At 60.2% G+C, this 13,485-nt stretch carries 15 protein-coding genes, 1 tRNA gene and 1 pseudogene; 4 read left to right on the top strand and 13 right to left on the bottom strand.

Translation table 11 applies throughout. The features are described 5' to 3' along the window. Positions 1-9: 9 nt before the first annotated feature. Together NDJ82_RS09530 and NDJ82_RS09525 are read right to left on the bottom strand one after the other, a co-directional pair. Positions 10-372, bottom strand: a complete 363-nt coding sequence (locus NDJ82_RS09530; protein WP_158878790.1) for a 5-carboxymethyl-2-hydroxymuconate Delta-isomerase — start codon at positions 370-372, stop codon at positions 10-12. 45 nt (positions 373-417) lie between these two features. Beyond that, positions 418-1,341: a LysR substrate-binding domain-containing protein gene (locus NDJ82_RS09525; RefSeq protein WP_017526706.1), complete on the bottom strand. Its 924-nt coding sequence runs from the start codon at positions 1,339-1,341 to the stop codon at positions 418-420. Positions 1,342-1,586: 245 nt separating this feature from the next. On the opposite strand from NDJ82_RS09525, the gene NDJ82_RS09520 reads away from it, so the two are divergent. Together NDJ82_RS09520 and NDJ82_RS09515 are read left to right on the top strand one after the other, a co-directional pair. Beyond that, positions 1,587-2,891 (top strand): MFS transporter, encoded by a 1,305-nt coding sequence (locus NDJ82_RS09520; RefSeq protein WP_191958328.1) that lies wholly within the window; start codon positions 1,587-1,589, stop codon positions 2,889-2,891. Continuing rightward, positions 2,891-3,649, top strand: a complete 759-nt coding sequence (locus NDJ82_RS09515) for a substrate-binding domain-containing protein (protein ID WP_099587572.1) — start codon at positions 2,891-2,893, stop codon at positions 3,647-3,649. The genes NDJ82_RS09520 and NDJ82_RS09515 overlap by 1 nt, the downstream gene beginning before the upstream one ends. On the opposite strand, the gene NDJ82_RS09510 is transcribed toward NDJ82_RS09515, so the two are convergent. The 9 genes and pseudogenes from NDJ82_RS09510 to dapA all read right to left on the bottom strand — a co-directional run bounded on the left by NDJ82_RS09510 (position 3,641) and on the right by dapA (position 10,664). Further along, a complete protein-coding gene (locus NDJ82_RS09510; protein ID WP_099587573.1) occupies positions 3,641-4,543 on the bottom strand; it encodes a LysR family transcriptional regulator in 903 nt (300 codons plus the stop codon). The genes NDJ82_RS09515 and NDJ82_RS09510 overlap by 9 nt on opposite strands. Positions 4,544-4,661: 118 nt before the next feature. After that, complete coding sequence (locus tag NDJ82_RS27655; protein ID WP_502941233.1) at positions 4,662-5,471, bottom strand: methyl-accepting chemotaxis protein; 810 nt, start codon at positions 5,469-5,471, stop codon at positions 4,662-4,664. Positions 5,472-5,519: 48 nt separating this feature from the next. Then, positions 5,520-6,287, bottom strand: a pseudogene (locus tag NDJ82_RS27650) (MCP four helix bundle domain-containing protein); the annotation flags it as partial. A 171-nt stretch (positions 6,288-6,458) separates the two neighbouring features. Next, positions 6,459-6,713 carry a hypothetical protein gene (locus tag NDJ82_RS09500; RefSeq protein WP_191958327.1) on the bottom strand — a complete coding sequence of 85 codons (255 nt, stop codon included), beginning with the start codon at positions 6,711-6,713 and terminating at the stop codon, positions 6,459-6,461. Between the two features lie 262 nt (positions 6,714-6,975). Next, a tRNA-Ser gene (locus tag NDJ82_RS09495) sits at positions 6,976-7,065 on the bottom strand. Between the two features lie 83 nt (positions 7,066-7,148). Further along, positions 7,149-7,862 carry a phosphoribosylaminoimidazolesuccinocarboxamide synthase gene (purC, locus tag NDJ82_RS09490; protein ID WP_017736329.1) on the bottom strand — a complete coding sequence of 238 codons (714 nt, stop codon included), beginning with the start codon at positions 7,860-7,862 and terminating at the stop codon, positions 7,149-7,151. Between the two features lie 27 nt (positions 7,863-7,889). Beyond that, positions 7,890-8,648, bottom strand: a complete 759-nt coding sequence (locus NDJ82_RS09485; protein WP_099587492.1) for an MBL fold metallo-hydrolase — start codon at positions 8,646-8,648, stop codon at positions 7,890-7,892. A 4-nt stretch (positions 8,649-8,652) separates the two neighbouring features. Further along, entirely contained in the window at positions 8,653-9,768 is a 1,116-nt protein-coding gene (gene bamC / locus NDJ82_RS09480) for an NlpB/DapX family lipoprotein (RefSeq protein ID WP_250925345.1), read from the bottom strand. Between the two features lie 17 nt (positions 9,769-9,785). Further along, positions 9,786-10,664, bottom strand: coding sequence for a 4-hydroxy-tetrahydrodipicolinate synthase (gene dapA, locus NDJ82_RS09475; protein ID WP_191958325.1), 879 nt, complete (start codon positions 10,662-10,664; stop codon positions 9,786-9,788). A 272-nt stretch (positions 10,665-10,936) separates the two neighbouring features. Here dapA and NDJ82_RS09470 point away from each other — a divergent pair, with 272 nt between their 5' ends. Continuing rightward, positions 10,937-11,497: a glycine cleavage system transcriptional repressor gene (locus tag NDJ82_RS09470; protein WP_003172487.1), complete on the top strand. Its 561-nt coding sequence runs from the start codon at positions 10,937-10,939 to the stop codon at positions 11,495-11,497. Between the two features lie 10 nt (positions 11,498-11,507). Beyond that, entirely contained in the window at positions 11,508-11,978 is a 471-nt protein-coding gene (locus NDJ82_RS09465) for a peroxiredoxin (RefSeq protein WP_099587495.1), read from the top strand. Positions 11,979-12,112: 134 nt separating this feature from the next. Here the strand turns inward: NDJ82_RS09465 and NDJ82_RS09460 are convergent, their stop codons facing one another. Continuing rightward, positions 12,113-13,183, bottom strand: a complete 1,071-nt coding sequence (locus tag NDJ82_RS09460; RefSeq protein ID WP_027604314.1) for an AI-2E family transporter — start codon at positions 13,181-13,183, stop codon at positions 12,113-12,115. A gap of 30 nt (positions 13,184-13,213) precedes the next feature. Further along, on the bottom strand, positions 13,214-13,453 hold the full coding sequence (locus tag NDJ82_RS09455; protein ID WP_191947515.1) for a sulfurtransferase TusA family protein: 240 nt from the start codon (positions 13,451-13,453) through the stop codon (positions 13,214-13,216). Positions 13,454-13,485: the final 32 nt, after the last annotated feature.

Below are 13,485 nucleotides of genomic sequence, written 5' to 3'. Positions count from 1 at the left end.
GCAAGGGTGTCAGCCGATGGCGGCTTTGCTGTAGGAATCACGGTCCATATCCACCAGCTGGACGCTCAGTTGAACCTGTAAAGCCGCTGGCCAATCGCCGAGATCCTGCAACGCCGCCAGCAGGCTTTGCGACAACTGCTGCTTGACCTGCGGTGACCGCCCACTGAGCAGCGACAGCTTCACCGCGATAAAGCCACGCGGAATGAGGGAAGTGCCCACCTGAAAACTCTCAAGCTTTACCGCACGGCTTTTGATATCGAACTCGGAGCCGAACTGACCGGACGCCATCAGCACATTGTTGAGCCGCAACAGGGTTTTATCGACGGCCAGGTCTGTCAGGTTGGCGGTGTATTCCAGGTGCAGGTGTGGCATGGGTTGCTCCGAGCTTGTTGTAGGAAGATTCTTGAATATATCGCGTCAGGCCTTGGCGCCCAAGCCTCTATCGCTCATGAATGCCTCCAGTCGCGAGCGCACCCAACGCTCGGCCGGGTCGGTGTCGACGTGGCTGAGCCAGACCATGGACAAATCCAGCGTCGGCGTCTCGAACGGAAACGGCTCACAAAACAGATTGCCCGACACCGCCATGGCTTCGGCGGTGTAGTCCGGCAGGCTGGCAATCAGGTCGGTGCCGGCCAGCAAGGCAGGCAACGCGCTGTATTGCGGCACCGACAGCACCACGTGGCGCTTGCGGCCGATCTCGGCCAGCCACTCATCGGCAAACCCTGACACGTTGGCGGTGTGGGACACCAGCACATGGGGTCGTGAGCAATATTCATCGAGGGTCAGCGGCGTGTCCGAGGCATCGGCGCGCAGCAGTCGCGGGCGGATATGGCGCAGCAACTTGCGCTTGGCATTCGCCGGCAGGCCACGGGTTTGGGTAATGCCTACGGTGATGTCGCCGGACGCGAGCAGGTCGGGAATGCGCCAGTAATCCACATGCTGCACCACGAACACCACTTGCGGCGCCTCCTGGCGCAACGCGCGCAGCAGCGGCGGCAACAGACCGAACTCGACATCATCGGACAGCCCGATACGAAAGGTCATGGTGCTGATGGACGGATCAAAATCGTGGGTCAGGCTCAAGGCCGACGACAACGAATCCAGGGCCGGCGACAAATGCTGAATGATTTCCTCGGCGCGCGCGGTGGGCTCCATGCGATGGCCGACACGAATGAACAACGGGTCGTTGAACAAGGTACGCAGGCGGTTGAGGGCCGAACTGATGGTCGGCTGGCCGAGAAACAGCTTCTCGGCCACCCGCGTCACATTGCGCTCCAGCATCAGTGCTTCGAAGACCACCATCAGATTGATGTCGGCCTTGCGTAATTCATTGCGATTCATCGGCGCCTGCCCTTTCCCCAAGACAGGTCGCAGTGTAGAAAGCGCGGCGTGCGGCGTCTATGCGCATCGTGGGGTGCTCCCTCGCTGCAATGACAGCCACACAAAACGCTTCAGCATTTTCGATTGATAGCTTGAACGCATCAATAAATCCAAATCTTTCACTTATCATTTCTAAATGTGTCAGCCACTATCCTCAGTCTTAAGCGAAACAAGCACTTTAAAAAGAACGCTGGAGACACAAAACCATGACTAGCCCTTCCCGGCCCGACGCTGCCAGCTCGAAAATTGGCGCGGTATTTCGCGTTACTTCGGGCAACTTCCTCGAACAGTTCGACTTCTTTCTGTTTGGCTTCTACGCCACCTACATCGCGGCGGCGTTCTTCCCGGCCGCTAATGAGTTTGCGTCATTAATGATGACCTTCGCCGTGTTCGGCGCAGGCTTCCTGATGCGTCCCCTCGGCGCAATCATTCTGGGTGCCTATATCGACGACGTGGGTCGCCGCAAAGGGCTGATCGTAACGCTGTCGATCATGGCCAGCGGCACGCTACTGATCGTGCTGGTGCCGGGTTATCACACCATTGGTCTGTGGGCGCCTCTGCTGGTGTTGCTTGGCCGCTTGCTGCAAGGCTTCTCGGCCGGTGCGGAACTGGGCGGCGTGTCGGTGTACTTGTCCGAGATGGCCACCCCCGGCCGCAAAGGCTTCTACACCAGTTGGCAGTCGGGCAGCCAACAGATCTCCATCGTGGTCGCCGCTGCGCTGGGCTACGGCCTGAACGTGTGGATGGAACCGGCGGTGGTTGCCGACTGGGGCTGGCGCATTCCGTTTGCCGTCGGTTGCGTGATCATCCCGTTTATTTTTGTGCTGCGTCGCAACCTGCAGGAAACCGAAGAGTTCGCCAACCGCAAGCATCGCCCGACCATGCGCGAAGTGCTGGCCACCCTGGTAAAAAACTGGACCGTCGTGATCGGCGGCATGCTGATGGTGGCCATGACCACCACCGCGTTCTACCTGATCACCGTGTACGCGCCGACCTTCGGCAAGACCGTGCTGCAATTGAGCACGTCGGATGCCCTGCTGGTGACCTTGCTGGTGGCTGTTTCGAACTTTGTCTGGCTGCCCATCGGCGGCACCCTCAGCGATCGCTTTGGCCGCAAGCCGGTACTGATCGCCATGACTGTGCTGACGGTTCTTACCGCGTACCCAGCGCTGTCCTACGTGGTAAATGCACCGAGCTTCGGCCATATGCTGGAGACCCTGCTGTGGTTCTCCTTCCTCTATGGCATGTACAACGGCGCGATGATCCCGGCGCTGACCGAAATCATGCCGGTGGAAGTGCGCGTGGCGGGCTTCTCCCTGGCCTATAGCCTGGCAACCGCGATCTTCGGTGGCTTTACCCCGGCGATCTCCACCTGGTTCATCCACATCACCGAAGACAAGGCTTCGCCGGCCTACTGGATGATGTTTGCGGCAGTGTGTGCGCTGTGTTCGACCCTGGCGTTGTACCGCCGCGCCAACACGCGCGGGCAAGTGATGCAGGGGGCGGCATGATGCAGCCTCTGTTCAAGACCCTGGCGGGCCTGGCCCTTGGCGCGCTGGCGCTGACGGCCCAGGCCGAGGAGCTCAAGGTGATGACCTCCGGTGGTTTCACCGCCGCCTATAAATTGCTCGGCCCGCAGTATGCCCAGCGCAGCGGTGACACCCTCGATACCATTCTCGGCCCGTCCATGGGCAAGGCGCCGGAAGCGATTCCCAATCGCCTGGCCCGGGGCGAACACGCCGATGTGGTGATCATGGTCGGCTACGCACTGGATGACTTGATCAAACAAGGCAAGGTCGACCCGGCGTCCCGCGTGGAACTGGCAGACTCGCGCATCGGCCTGGTGGTGAAGGCAGGCGCGGCGAAACCCGCCATCAGCACCGACGCAGAATTGAAAGCGGTGCTGAGCAAGGCCAAATCAGTGGCCTACTCGGACAGTGCCAGCGGTGTGTATGTCGAGAAAGAGCTGTTCAAGAAGCTCGGCATGCCGGCCAAGGGCACGATGATCGAACGCATCCCGGTGGCTGAACAGGTGGCCAAAGGTGACTACGAAGTGGGTCTACAGCAGGTAGCGGAATTGTTACCGGTAGCCGGCGTGACCTATGTGGGAAAAATCCCCGAAGACGTGCAATCAGTGACGCGCTTTGCCGCAGGCATTCCGGTGAACGCCGAACACCCCGCGCAGGCCAAGGCGCTGCTGAAGTACCTGGCGTCGCCCGAGGCGCAACCGGTGGTGCAATCCACCGGCCTGGACTCGGTGTCACGCTGACCGAAACGGCATCTCCCGCACCAACCGCTCCAACTCCAGCGCCGCCGGCGGCAATGTCCGCCCGCGGCGTTTGATCAAGCCAACATTGCGCATCACCTGCGGCTCCACCAGCGGCACACTGACCAGAATCGGGTGTTCGCACGCTGGCATCGCAATCGATGGCACCATCGCCACGCCCAACCCCGCTTCCACCAGACCAATCATGGTGGTCACGTGGTGCGTCTCGCAGATACTCGGCTTCTTCACTCGCACGCCGCGCAAGGCCTGGTCCAACAGGAAGCGGTTGCCCGAGGTCTTGTCCACGGTGATGTAGTCGTGCTCGTAGGCTTCGGCCCAGGTCACGCTGTCCCGTTCTGCCAACGGATGATCACGCCGACAGGCCAACACGTAGCGCTCCTGCAACAGCAATTCGAACTCCACTTCATCGGCCAGGCTGCCGCTGAAACTCACGCCAAAATCCGCCTCGCCACTTTCCACCGCCTGGCACACCTCGCCAGCACTGGCGTCCAGCACCCGCAGGCGAATCTTCGGATACAGTTTGTGGAATTCGGAGATCACATGGGGCATGAAGTAGTACGCGGTCGAGGGCACGCAGGCGATGGTGACATTGCCCATGCGCGTGGACGCGACGTTACTGATGCCCATCAGCGCGATGTCGAGGTCGTCGAGCATGCGCTCGACTTGCGGCAGGAAGGCACGGCCCACCATGGTCAGGCTGACCCGCCGCGTGGTGCGTTCGAACAGCTTCACGTCGAGGGCGGATTCGAGTTTTTCGATGCGTCGGCTGAGGGCCGGTTGCGAGATACGGATGGCCTCGGCGGCGCCGCGAAAACTGCCCTTGTCCACCACGGCGCGGAAGGCTTGGAGGTCGTTGAGGTCGAAGTTGATGATCACGGGAGTCGCCAGTGTGGTCGATTTGACCGGCATTATCTTACGAATGCGTTAGCGCATGGCCCACGCGCATTGAAAAAAAACGCACCTGCGTAGGCTGCACGCCCTCAACCTGACCTCACTACAACTGAAACCGTGCGACCGCGTCGTTGAGCGCCACCGCCAACCGCGCCAGCTCCTGGCTTGAGCCGTTGATCTGCCCGGCGCCGGAAGACGATTGCGCCGACAGGTCGCGGATATTGACGATATTGCGGTCCACTTCCTTGGCCACCTGGGCTTGCTCCTCGGCAGCGCTGGCGATGACCAGGTTGCGTTGGTGAATCTGGTCGATGGAGTTGGTGATCTGACTCAAGGCGCCACCTGCCCCTTCGGCCAGGGTCAGGGTGTCGGCGGCGCGCTGGGAGCTCGACTGCATGGAGGTCAATGCATCGTTGGAGCCGGTGCGCATGGCGGTGACCATCTGATCGATTTCAAGGGTCGATTGCTGGGTGCGATGGGCCAATGCACGAACCTCATCGGCGACCACCGCGAAGCCACGCCCGGACTCACCGGCCCGCGCCGCCTCGATGGCGGCGTTAAGTGCCAGCAGGTTGGTCTGCTCGGCGATGGAACGAATCACATCGAGCACTTTGCCGATGTCCCGCGATTGCTCAGCCAGGTTCTGCACCAGGGTCGAAGTCTCGCCGATATTGCTGCCCAGGGCCTGAATCGCGCTGACCGTTTCACCGACGCGGTCCTGGCCTTCACGCGCGGTTTCATTGGACAGACGGGTGGATTCGGAGGTGGACACCGCATTGCGCGCGACTTCTTCAGCGGCCGAAGTCATTTCATTGACCGCCGTCGCCGCCTGCTCGATCTCAGCCGTCTGCTGTTGCAGGCTGCGGCTGCTCTGGTCGGTAATGCCGTTGAGGTCGGTGGCAGAGGCCGCCATCTGTGCCGCCGACTGCCGGATCAGTTGCAAGGTGCTGCGCAGGCTGCCTTGCATGGAGTGCAGGGCTACGAGCAGGCGGGTTACCTCGTCGTTTCCACTGACCTCCACCGTCTGGGTCAGGTCGCCTCGGGCCACGTTTTCGGCTGCGCGCATGGCCTGCCCCAACGGACCGACAATGCTACGCGTGAGGAGCCAGGCCAGGGCCACCGTGCTCAGGCCCGCCAGGATCACGAAGCCAAACACCATGGTGCGCGAACGACTGTACTGCGACTCGGCCACCTGCCCCTGTTGGTTGATCTGGGCGTTGTAGTAGTCGGCGAGTGCGTTGAGCTGGGCGCCGGAGCCGTCGACCACAGTTTTCATGTCCACCAGCAGCAGCTTGTTGAGTTCGGCGCCCTGCTGTTTATCGGCAAGGATGAACGACTGCGCCAAGCCCTGTTGGTACTGGCGCAGCGAAACCTGGAACTGGTCATAGAGCGTGCGCACCTCAGGCGTGTCGATCACCTTATCGAGGTCGGCCAGCCGTTTCGTCAGGTCCTGGCTGCGGGTATCCATCTGACTGCGGTATTGCGGGAGGCTCGTAGGGCTGGGGTCCAACGCCATCCGCAAAGAAATCGTACGAATGCGCAACATAATCTCGCGAATGTCAGCCACCAGCCGCATCTTCGGCACCAGCCCGCTTTCCACCTGCACCGCACTGGCGCGGATACTTGCCATGTTCGACAGCGCGAAAAAACCCAGCAGGGCCACGAGCAAAGCAATCAAGGCAAAACCCAAACCCGCACGGCGGGCGATGGAAAGGCTGCGAAGGGACATTTAGGGGGGCACTCTTATTAGGGATACGACATCGTATGACAGCATTTCGGCCGCGCGGGGGAGGACTTTAGGCGGGACGGAAACTGATGGGCATTCCTAGTGAAAAATGGACAGCCTTAGCCAAGTAAGGCGGTCCATGAGTAAAGAGTTCTTTGGCCAGAGGGTCTTAGCTCAGCTTCTGCGCTCTTTATTGGACTGAGAGAGGACCGACGCGGCAAGGGCTTTCGTCTCATCGCTGTACTTATCACTGTGAAGCGCCTTGCCAGCTTTCGCCTCCATCTCCGCACTTGTCTGCTTATCCGTACCACTCTGGGCCAGTGCTGACGCGGCAAGACTTTTGGCGATGGCTGAAGCCTTCGGATTACCGAGGGTTTCAGCTGCGAGGGTCGCCATTTTTTCGGAGGTTTGTTTTGTGTTCTTGCTCATTACGCATTTCCTTTGCCGTTTGAGGTGAGACGCACGTGACAACGAAGCCAGAGCCCTGAACGTAGGGCCTGTCTCGCACAAACCAAACGATAGTGAAGTGCAGGCGGGGCCACAACGGTATACCTGTAGGCAGCATCGTGGAAACACAGAAGAAAGATGCATCCGTTGAGTAGTACGAATTTCGAATGGCAAACGGCCCAAGCAAACGCCGGAAACGAAAAAGCCCCGTAGCTTATTCAGCTACGGGGCTTGTTCTGTGTAATGGCGGAGAGATAGGGATTCGAACCCTAGGTACCGGTGAAGGTACAACGGATTTCGAATCCGTCCCATTCGGCCACTCTGGCATCTCTCCAACGGCGCGCATCATAACAGCGTGGATCAGGAAAGCAAAGCGCCGAAGTGATTTTTTTCCGTGCTATCAGATGCTTGCGTCGATTACAGCGGTACGCCGAGACGATTGGCGACTTCTTCGTAGGCTTCGATAACGTCACCGAGGCCTTGGCGGAAGCGGTCTTTGTCCATCTTCTTCTTGGTGTCCTTGTCCCACAGGCGGCAGCCGTCCGGGCTGAATTCGTCGCCCAGGACGATGGAGCCGTCGTGGAATACGCCGAATTCCAGTTTGAAGTCGACCAGCAGCAGGCCGGCGTCGTCGAACAGTTTGTTCAGCACGTCGTTGACCTTGAGGGACAACTCTTTCATGCGGGCCAGTTGTTCAGCGGTGCCCCAGCCGAATGCCACGACGTGGGACTCGTTGATGAACGGGTCGCCCTTGGCGTCGTCTTTCAGGAACAGTTCGAAGGTGTAAGGATTGAGCTTGAGGCCCTCCTCCACACCCAGGCGCTTGACCAGGCTGCCGGCGGCGTAGTTACGTACGACGCATTCGACCGGGATCATGTCCAGCTTCTTCACCAGGCACTCGTTGTCGCCCAGCAGTTTGTCGAATTGGGTCGGAATACCGGCCTCTTCGAGTTTCTGCATGATGAAGGCGTTGAACTTGTTGTTCACCATGCCTTTGCGATCAAGTTGTTCGATGCGCTTGCCGTCGAACGCCGAGGTGTCGTTGCGAAACAGCAGGATCAGGCGGTTGGCGTCGTCGGTCTTGTACACCGACTTGGCTTTGCCGCGGTAGAGTTCTTCACGTTTTTCCATGATGGGCTCCGCTTTGAGTGAGGTGGGCTAGGCGATATGTCGCCAGTCGAGCCCTGAATCTTGATCGGCCAGTTGCAGCCAGTCCGGGTCGCACCCGAGGGTGTCGACAAAACATTGCCGGGCAAGCGTCGGCAGGTTGTTCTTGCTGCTCAGGTGGGCCAGGACCAGGTGTTGCAGGTCTTGCCAGCCCAACTCATACACCAGGTACGCCGCCTGGTGGTTGTTCAAATGTCCCAGTTCGCCGCCCACCCGCTGCTTGAGAAAGTAGGGGTAGTGACCGCGAGCCAGCAGGTCTCGGCAGTGGTTGGACTCGATCATCAAGGCATCGAGGTTCCGGTAACCGTCCAGCACCTTCGCGCAGTAGGAACCCAAGTCGGTCAGCACGCCGAAGCGCCGCTGGCCATCACTGAATACATACTGCGTCGGCTCCTGGGCGTCGTGCGCCACGGCAATCACATCGATGCTCAAGGCGCCGATTTGCAATTGCTCACCGCCAGCCAGGAAACCTGCGGGTTCAATGGGTTTGCGCATCCCGCGCAAGGTGCCGCGACTCAGGTACACCGGAAGATTGTAGCGCCGAGACAGCAAACCCACGCCATGCACGTGGTCGGCATGTTCGTGGGTCACCAGAATCGCGCTCAGCTGCGCGGGGTGAACCCCCAGGCGCAGCAGGCGCCGCTCGGTTTCTTTTAACGAGAAACCACAATCCACCAATACGTACGTGTCGTCGTGGGCGACCAGCGTGCCGTTCCCTTGGCTACCGCTACCGAGAACAGCAAAACGCATCGGATCAGCCCAGGTTGTCCTGAATCACGCCCAACACTTTGCGCGCTGTTTCAGCTGGCGCAACGGTGTTGATGTTCTTCTCGACGGTGACCTGCACGGTCTCGCCAACCTTGCTCAAGCGAACCTGATAACGCTCGGCGCGGGTCTCGATTTCTTCCTTGGTGGGCTGGCTGCCGAACAGCCTGCCGAAGAAACCAGGCTCGTCGTCTTTACGCTCGGCCTTTTCAGCCACGTTGATGTAGTAGAGGCCCAGGCTGCGGTTGATGTCTTCAACACGCCAAGGGCCCTGCTCCAGGGCGCGACCGACGCTGGCCCAGGCACGATCCAGGTCTTCGCCCAGGTTCAGCACCACGTTGCCGCTGCCATCCTCGGTGAGGCTGACGCGGCTCGGGGTGTCGTAATCACGGGCGGCGAGCAGGGAAACGGAACCGCCCTTCTCGGAGATACGGCTCATGCTGGCCAGCATTTCGTCGACCAGCGCCGAGTCAACGCCGGTGTTGACCGAGCGGTTGGTGAAGTCGACGTTGGCCGTGCTGCCGGCAGGACGCTCGGCGCTCACGACGTAGACTTCACTGGTGTTGCGCTGCACGCCTGGCTCGATGCGCACACGCACGCGGGCTTCACTGTCGGCGGCTACACCACTGGCCTGCAAGCGTTTGGCCATCGTGGCGGACAGCTCGTTGCCTTGCTGCCATGCCGTGGTGAATTCACCGGTCTGCGGGCGCTGCTCGTCAATACGGAAACCGTTGTCCTGGAAGAACTGCACGGCCACTGGCCAGACTTCGGCAGGTGGACGCTGAGCCACGATCCAGCGGGAATCACCGCTCTTCTGCAAGCTGTAGTCGCTGGCGTCCGCCACGGCCGAGATCGGCTGCGGACGTGGCACCACGTACTCACCTTTAGTGGTGTCGTCGGCGACGTTGCGTGGAATCGGCAGCAACGGATCGAGGCGCTTGGCGACGTTGACGTCCGGCGGCAATTGCATCGGTTTGGTTGCTTGTGCTTCCAGGTAATCGCTGCCGCGGTCACGGAAGTAGCCTTCCGGGCCCCAGATCCAACCGCAGCCACTGGTGCTGGAGATAATCAAGGCAAGTGCGGAAAGTCCGGCCAATCGCTTCATGCGTAGTGCTTCCTCAATTAAACCAGGACGCCGGACTGGCGCAGGGCCTGTCGCAGCGGTTCGTGACAGGCTTCGCTGAGGCGGGTGAGCGGCAGACGGATACCGTCCGGCATCATGCCCATTTCAGTCAGCGCCCATTTCACGGGAATAGGATTGGATTCGATAAACAGTGTCTTGTTGAGCGGCATCAGCTTCTCGTGGATTGCACGAGCAGTGGCTGCATCGCCGGCAATGGCGGCGGCACACATATCGCTCATGGCGCGCGGGGCCACGTTGGCGGTCACGGAGATGTTGCCCTTGCCGCCCAGCAGGATCAGCTCGACAGCGGTGGCGTCGTCACCGGAATACACCAGAAAATCGCTGCTCACGCCGGCCAGGATGTCCTTGGCGCGCTGCAGGTCGCCAGTGGCTTCCTTGATGCCGATGATGTTCGGCACGGTGGACAGGCGGATCACGGTCTCGGCCTGCATGTCGCACGCGGTGCGACCCGGTACGTTGTAGAGGATCTGCGGGATCTGCACAGCTTCGGCAATGGCTTTGAAGTGCTGGTACAAGCCTTCCTGGGTCGGCTTGTTGTAGTACGGGGTCACCAGCAGGCAGGCGTCGGCGCCGGCCTTCTTGGCGTTCTTGGTCAGCTCGATCGCTTCACGCGTCGAGTTGGCGCCCGTACCGGCAATGACGGCAATACGGCCCGCGACACGCTTGACCACGAACTCGATCACCTGGATGTGTTCTTCCACATCGAGGGTGGCCGATTCACCTGTGGTGCCGACCGCCACAATGGCGTTGGTGCCTTCTTGCAGGTGGAAGTCCACCAGTTTGCCCAGGCTGTCCCAGTCGAGATGACCTTGTGCATCCATGGGTGTGACCAGTGCCACCATACTGCCCGCAATCATGCAACCGCTCCTGCCGGAAAAAGAGAGCCGTAATGGTACTGGCGCCAAGATGCTTGTACAAGCGAAGTACCGCGTGAGGATGCGTTATGGGGCAACTAAACGATGGGCAATGCCATCATTGGATGAACGCAAGGGTTACAGCAGGGTGTAATCACGCCGTTCACGTAATGAAAACGCCACCTCCTATCCCTTGGCGGCGCTTTTCGCTACCCTTCATGCTTTGATCGATACGGCTCTCAGAGTATCGACCGCTCATCGTTTAGGAAGGCTGCATGTCCACCCCCACAGTTCGCGAACAATTCCTTGTTATCAGTGCCCTCGGCGCCAACCCCATGGAGCTGACCAACGTCCTGTGCCGCGCCAGCCATGAAAACCGCTGCGCCGTCGTGACTTCCCGCCTGACCCGCCACGGCGAGTGCAGTGCGCTGGTCCTGCAGATATCCGGCACCTGGGACGCCCTGGCACGCCTGGAAACCGGCCTGCCGGGCCTGGCCAAGAAGCATGACTTCACCGTCAATGTTGTGCGCAGCGCCGCGCTGGAAAATCGCCCGCAAGCGCTGCCATACGTCGCTTACGTCAGCTCAGCCTACCGCTCGGACATCGTCAATGAGCTGTGCCAGTTCTTTATCGACCACAACGTCGAATTGGAAAACCTGACCTGTGACACCTACCAGGCCCCGCAAACCGGCGGCACCATGCTCAACGCCACCTTTACCGTGACCTTGCCGGCCGGTGTGCAGATCAGTTGGCTTCGCGACCAGTTCCTGGATTTCGCCGACGCCCTGAACCTAGACGCGTTGATCGAACCATGGCGCCCACAGAACCCAATGTAAGGAAGTACCCATGGCAGTAGTCATCGACCAACCCGTAGCCGACTTCGAAGCCCAGGCCACCAGTGGCCAGACCTTCAGCCTTGCCGCCCTCAAGGGCAAGCAGGTGGTGATCTACTTCTATCCGAAGGACAGCACTCCGGGCTGCACGACCGAAGGTCAGGGTTTTCGTGACCAGTACGCGGCGTTCAAGGCGGCCAACACCGAAGTGTTTGGCGTGTCGCGCGACAGCGTGAAGTCCCACGAGAACTTCAAGGGCAAGCAGGAATTCCCCTTTGAGCTGATCAGCGACAAGGACGAAGCGGTCTGCCAGCTGTTTGATGTGATCAAACTCAAAAAGCTGTATGGCAAGGAATACCTTGGCGTGGATCGCAGCACCTTCCTCATCGACAAGAATGGCGTGCTGCGTCAGGAATGGCGTGGGGTGAAAGTGCCTGGGCATGTGGATGCCGTATTGGCAGCAGCACAGACTCTGAACAGCTGACTATTGTAGTGAGCGGGCTTGCCCCGCGCTGGGCTGCGGAGCGGCCCTAAAACCAAACGCCGCGTTCTTTCTGTAAGAACGCGGCGTTTTTTATCGGGGCTGCTCCGCAGCCCAGCGCGGGGCAAGCCCGCTCACTACAATAATGGCGCAACAACGGGCTCCTGCCGTGGCCATGCATCCAGCACCGCCTTGAACAGCGTTGCCAGGGGAATCGCAAAGAACACTCCCCAGAATCCCCACAACCCGCCAAACAACAACACCGCGCAGATGATCGCCACCGGGTGCAGGTTGACCGCCTCCGAGAACAGCAGCGGCACGAGCACGTTGCCATCCAGTGTCTGGATGATCCCGTACACCGCCATCAAGTAGATGAACTGGTCACTCCAGCCCCACTGGAACAGCGCAATCAGTGTCACCGGCACCGTCACCACCACCGCACCGACATACGGCACCACCACTGAAATACCGACCAGCAATGCCAGCAAGGCCGCGTAATTCAGGTCCAGGGCAATAAAGGCGATGTAGGTAACGCCGCCGCAGATGATGATTTCAATGACTTTGCCACGAATGTAGTTGGCGATCTGGCGGTTCATCTCCTCGGCCACCCGCGTGATCAGCGCTCGCTCACGCGGCAGGTAGCCACTCACCCAGCGTCCGATCATTGCGCGGTCCTTGAGGAAGAAGAACACCAGGATCGGAACGAGCACCAGGTAGATCATGATGTTGACCAGCAGCGGCAGACTGGACAGGGAAAACGTCAGCGCCCATTGCCCGAACTTTCCGATTTCGCCGCGCGCCACTTCGATAGCCTGCAACACCTGCTCATCCGACACCAGATGCGGGTAGCGCTCCGGTAACAGCAGCAACAGCGACTGCCACTTGGCAAGCATGCCCGGCAGCTCATTGAACAGCGTAATCAGTTGATGCCACAGCAGCGGCAACACCACTACGACAAACACCACCAGCAGGCCCATGAACAAGGCAAATACCAACCCCACCGCCGCACCACCCGGCAAGCGCAAGCGTTCAAGGGTAGTGACCAGGCCCTGCATCAGGTAAGCCAGCACCATCCCCGCGAGTACGGGCGCCAGCATGCCGCCCAGGGTGAGCACGGCAGTAAAGGCCAGGAACAGCAGGACGGCCAGCACCACGGCCTCTTCATCGGAGAAGTAGCGCTGGATCCAGTCTCGTAACACTTTGAACATCAATCAACCTCGGTTGGTAGGGGCAGCGGCTCAGGCCTTGCGCAACCAGTAACGGTAAACACCGGCGGCATCTTCTTCATGCAGCAGGGTGTGGCCGGCCAGTTTGGCAAAGGTGCGGAAATCGCGCCGGGAGCCTGCGTCCGTGGCGATCACCTTGAGCACAGCACCGCTGGCCAATCGATTCAATTCCAGCTTGGCCTTCAGCAAAGGCAACGGGCAATTGAGGCCGCTGGCGTCAAGCTCGGCATCAAAGGCTACAGCGTCGGTCATGGGTTTACTCCGGGCAAGCGTTCGGGGCGCTT

Source organism: Pseudomonas sp. SR18 (assembly GCF_023701505.1).
Classification (GTDB): domain Bacteria; phylum Pseudomonadota; class Gammaproteobacteria; order Pseudomonadales; family Pseudomonadaceae; genus Aquipseudomonas; species Aquipseudomonas cyclaminis.
This window is presented reverse-complemented; position numbering and strand designations above follow the sequence as displayed.

Bases quoted from the DNA above. Each gene is read 5' to 3' on its own strand.
- NDJ82_RS09460 (WP_027604314.1), bottom strand. From the start codon at position 13,183: ATGTTCAAAGTGTTACGAGACTGGATCCAGCGCTACTTCTCCGATGAA.
- NDJ82_RS09455 (WP_191947515.1), bottom strand. From the start codon at position 13,453: ATGACCGACGCTGTAGCCTTTGATGCCGAGCTTGACGCCAGCGGCCTC.
- purC (WP_017736329.1), bottom strand. From the start codon at position 7,862: ATGGAAAAACGTGAAGAACTCTACCGCGGCAAAGCCAAGTCGGTGTAC.
- NDJ82_RS09515 (WP_099587572.1), top strand. From the start codon at position 2,891: ATGCAGCCTCTGTTCAAGACCCTGGCGGGCCTGGCCCTTGGCGCGCTG.
- dapA (WP_191958325.1), bottom strand. From the start codon at position 10,664: ATGATTGCGGGCAGTATGGTGGCACTGGTCACACCCATGGATGCACAA.
- NDJ82_RS09530 (WP_158878790.1), bottom strand. From the start codon at position 372: ATGCCACACCTGCACCTGGAATACACCGCCAACCTGACAGACCTGGCC.
- NDJ82_RS09525 (WP_017526706.1), bottom strand. From the start codon at position 1,341: ATGAATCGCAATGAATTACGCAAGGCCGACATCAATCTGATGGTGGTC.
- NDJ82_RS09465 (WP_099587495.1), top strand. From the start codon at position 11,508: ATGGCAGTAGTCATCGACCAACCCGTAGCCGACTTCGAAGCCCAGGCC.
- NDJ82_RS09485 (WP_099587492.1), bottom strand. From the start codon at position 8,648: ATGCGTTTTGCTGTTCTCGGTAGCGGTAGCCAAGGGAACGGCACGCTG.
- NDJ82_RS27655 (WP_502941233.1), bottom strand. From the start codon at position 5,471: ATGGCGGCCTCTGCCACCGACCTCAACGGCATTACCGACCAGAGCAGC.
- NDJ82_RS09520 (WP_191958328.1), top strand. From the start codon at position 1,587: ATGACTAGCCCTTCCCGGCCCGACGCTGCCAGCTCGAAAATTGGCGCG.
- bamC (WP_250925345.1), bottom strand. From the start codon at position 9,768: ATGAAGCGATTGGCCGGACTTTCCGCACTTGCCTTGATTATCTCCAGC.
- NDJ82_RS09500 (WP_191958327.1), bottom strand. From the start codon at position 6,713: ATGAGCAAGAACACAAAACAAACCTCCGAAAAAATGGCGACCCTCGCA.
- NDJ82_RS09470 (WP_003172487.1), top strand. From the start codon at position 10,937: ATGTCCACCCCCACAGTTCGCGAACAATTCCTTGTTATCAGTGCCCTC.